Genomic DNA, 261 nt, shown 5'->3' with positions numbered 1-261 from the left:
CAGCAGCACGTAGTTGAACACCTGCTCGCCCAGCGTCTCGGCGACGAGCTCGGACTCCTCCATGTACTGGATAGCGTGGTCGAGGCTCGCGGGCAGCGACGAGTAGCCCAGGGCGCGTCGTTCGGTGTCGCTCAGGCTCCACACGTTGTCTTCGGCCTCGGGCGGCAGCTCGTACTCTTCCTCGATGCCCTTGAGGCCGGCGGCCAGCATGAGCGAGTAGGCGAGGTAAGGGTTGGCGGCCGAGTCGATGGCGCGGTATTC

1 pseudogene is annotated in these 261 nt (G+C 65.9%); it reads right to left on the bottom strand.

What is annotated here, in order from left to right:
* Window positions 1–261, bottom strand: a pseudogene (locus SB786_RS36710) (glutamine synthetase); the annotation flags it as partial.

The organism is Burkholderia sp. SIMBA_062 (genome assembly GCF_046534765.1).
Taxonomy (GTDB): Bacteria; Pseudomonadota; Gammaproteobacteria; order Burkholderiales; family Burkholderiaceae; genus Burkholderia; species Burkholderia ambifaria.
Note: the sequence above shows the minus strand (reverse complement) of the source record. Positions and strands in the feature narration are given on the sequence as shown.